At 39.0% G+C, this 269-nt stretch carries 1 protein-coding gene; it reads right to left on the reverse strand.

From position 1 onward, the window contains the following. Positions 1-182: hypothetical protein (locus CWC04_RS19795; RefSeq protein WP_212747137.1), on the reverse strand; the 182-nt coding region annotated here is incomplete at its 3' end. Positions 183-269 lie beyond the last annotated feature (87 nt).

Genomic DNA, 269 nt, shown 5'->3' on the forward strand with positions numbered 1-269 from the left:
TGTATGGTTTTTTCACGGTTAATATTAAAGCTTAAATTTTTTTGTTTTATCCCTAATTCTTTCTCACCAAGTACATTATGCTTATTACTAAATTGCGGCTGACCGTTTTCTAAAATCGCGTTAAAATATAGCTGGTGATTAGCATTAGCCGTAATAAGGTTTGAAATATCATCGCCTTGCACTATGCCCGTTTACGGCCAGACATGTTCACTTGTTTTGCGATAGGGCGCTGGTACGGTGCTAGTTTCCGCTCCATGCTCAGATGTACC

The organism is Pseudoalteromonas sp. S2893 (assembly GCF_005887105.1).
Taxonomy (GTDB): Bacteria; Pseudomonadota; Gammaproteobacteria; order Enterobacterales; family Alteromonadaceae; genus Pseudoalteromonas; species Pseudoalteromonas atlantica.